Raw genomic sequence first — 2870 nt, forward strand, 5'->3', positions numbered from 1 at the left:
TGAGCCCGTTGAGCCCGTTGAGCCCGTTGAGCCCGTTGAGCCGCAGGGCATAACAACTCATTGCCCCCATCCTGGCCATTGGACGCTGCCACGAAAATGTCCGACTCATACATCGCTGGAAGCTCATGAGCTTCAATCTGAGCATGCTGTGCAAGGTGACCCATATGGATAACTAAGAACCGCCCTGATTAAGTTTCAATTTTCTATTCGCCGATCCTGGGATGTCTATGCTTGATCCATGAGTGGCAGAGCCAAAGCATTTAGCGATGAAGGCGCACGGGATCCATCGCGCCCAAAACAGTACCGGGAACGAAAGAGAGCTCTGTACTTCCTGGGCATAGGAGGATTCTGCTTCCTCCTGACCTTGGCAGTGAATTACGGATTGAAGTTCACGATTCTGGGGGCGCATCCAACTTCAGCTTTTCTTATCGCTAATGCAGCGGCCACGGTAGTTTCCTACTACCTCTCGAGACGGTTTACCTTTGGGGATGTCGCCCACGGCCTCAAACGTATTCAGTTCATCAAATTCGTCGGCATGTCTACGGTAGCTATTGGAATTACTGCGGCGCCGGTTTATGTATCCCGTTGGATCTTTGGAATCACGGAACCACACGTTTCTTTTATCGTCCAGGAGATCGCCGACTTTATCGCCGGACCAATTATCGGGACGTTACTTGGGATGATCTTCCGATGGTGGGCAATGAAGAAGTTTGTCTTCCTGAATACGCTCCATAAACGTACAGAGATCCTGTAAACCGCAGGAGCAAAGCAGTCGCGATTCCGCTGCAGATTTGTTCAACTGTCAGGGCGTCAGAGTACGCCCGCGGATTATGCCGCCACAGTGTAACCACGATCACTGTCAAAAGTGCCCTGCCGATTTGCGGAGCCCTGAAAACCTGTGTATAGTTTTTATCTGTTGCCGGAACGGAAACAACACGGAATCTACCGTTTGTTTACCCGGCAGCCAATCACTTTTCACTGAAGGTTTTCCGCCGATTTTGATCGGATCAGGAACTCTGGTAAGTTGGAAAAGTTGCTCCGGAGCGAAGCAGTCATCGAAGGATTGGTGGTTGTGGTGTCGAGAGTGTTTGTTGTTTGAGAACTCAATAGTGTGCCAAGTTTGTTGATACCGAATATTTTTATTTGGTGAATACATAACATTTGCTTGAGGCATTGCACCCCCGTGCAGTGTTCTTGAGTGTTTTATTATTCGCCAGGACTTCATTGGCTTCGCCCTTATTTTCCAAGGGGTTGCCGGTGGCTTTTTATTTTTTTATGGAGAGTTTGATCCTGGCTCAGGATGAACGCTGGCGGCGTGCTTAACACATGCAAGTCGAACGATGAAGCCCAGCTTGCTGGGTGGATTAGTGGCGAACGGGTGAGTAACACGTGAGTAACCTGCCCCCGACTCTGGGATAAGCCCGGGAAACTGGGTCTAATACCGGATATTACCTTTGACCGCATGGTTGTTGGTGGAAAGATTTATCGGTGGGGGATGGACTCGCGGCCTATCAGCTTGTTGGTGAGGTAATGGCTCACCACGGCGACGACGGGTAGCCGGCCTGAGAGGGTGACCGGCCACACTGGGACTGAGACACGGCCCAGACTCCTACGGGAGGCAGCAGTGGGGAATATTGCACAATGGGCGAAAGCCTGATGCAGCGACGCCGCGTGAGGGATGACGGCCTTCGGGTTGTAAACCTCTTTCAGTAGGGAAGAAGCGAAAGTGACGGTACCTGCAGAAGAAGCGCCGGCTAACTACGTGCCAGCAGCCGCGGTAATACGTAGGGCGCAAGCGTTATCCGGATTTATTGGGCGTAAAGAGCTCGTAGGCGGTTTGTCGCGTCTGCCGTGAAAGTCCGAGGCTCAACCTCGGATCTGCGGTGGGTACGGGCAGACTAGAGTGATGTAGGGGAGACTGGAATTCCTGGTGTAGCGGTGAAATGCGCAGATATCAGGAGGAACACCGATGGCGAAGGCAGGTCTCTGGGCATTTACTGACGCTGAGGAGCGAAAGCATGGGGAGCGAACAGGATTAGATACCCTGGTAGTCCATGCCGTAAACGTTGGGCACTAGGTGTGGGGGACATTCCACGTTTTCCGCGCCGTAGCTAACGCATTAAGTGCCCCGCCTGGGGAGTACGGCCGCAAGGCTAAAACTCAAAGGAATTGACGGGGGCCCGCACAAGCGGCGGAGCATGCGGATTAATTCGATGCAACGCGAAGAACCTTACCAAGGCTTGACATGTGCCAGACCGCCTCAGAGATGGGGTTTCCCTTCGGGGCTGGTTCACAGGTGGTGCATGGTTGTCGTCAGCTCGTGTCGTGAGATGTTGGGTTAAGTCCCGCAACGAGCGCAACCCTCGTTCCATGTTGCCAGCACGTAAAGGTGGGGACTCATGGGAGACTGCCGGGGTCAACTCGGAGGAAGGTGGGGATGACGTCAAATCATCATGCCCCTTATGTCTTGGGCTTCACGCATGCTACAATGGCCGGTACAATGGGTTGCGATACTGTGAGGTGGAGCTAATCCCTAAAAGCCGGTCTCAGTTCGGATTGGGGTCTGCAACTCGACCCCATGAAGTCGGAGTCGCTAGTAATCGCAGATCAGCAACGCTGCGGTGAATACGTTCCCGGGCCTTGTACACACCGCCCGTCAAGTCACGAAAGTTGGTAACACCCGAAGCCGATGGCCTAACCACCTTGTGTGGGGGGAGTCGTCGAAGGTGGGACTGGCGATTGGGACTAAGTCGTAACAAGGTAGCCGTACCGGAAGGTGCGGCTGGATCACCTCCTTTCTAAGGAGCTAACCATTATTGGTTGCCCATGCTGGACACGAGTGTTGTCCGGGTGGGTTGCTCATGGGTGGA

Annotated in this window: 1 protein-coding gene and 1 rRNA gene; both read left to right on the top strand. The window is 53.4% G+C overall.

Annotation, left to right across the window (positions count from 1 at the left end; all coding sequences use genetic code 11):
* Window positions 1-238 precede the first annotated feature (238 nt).
* Window positions 239-754, top strand: coding sequence for a GtrA family protein (locus ACNPM8_RS11350; protein ID WP_402735843.1), 516 nt, complete (start codon window positions 239-241; stop codon window positions 752-754).
* A gap of 518 nt (window positions 755-1272) precedes the next feature.
* Window positions 1273-2798: ribosomal RNA gene (locus tag ACNPM8_RS11355) — 16S ribosomal RNA — on the top strand.
* The last annotated feature ends 72 nt before the right edge of the window (window positions 2799-2870 follow it).

The organism is Glutamicibacter sp. AGC46, from assembly GCF_053543715.1.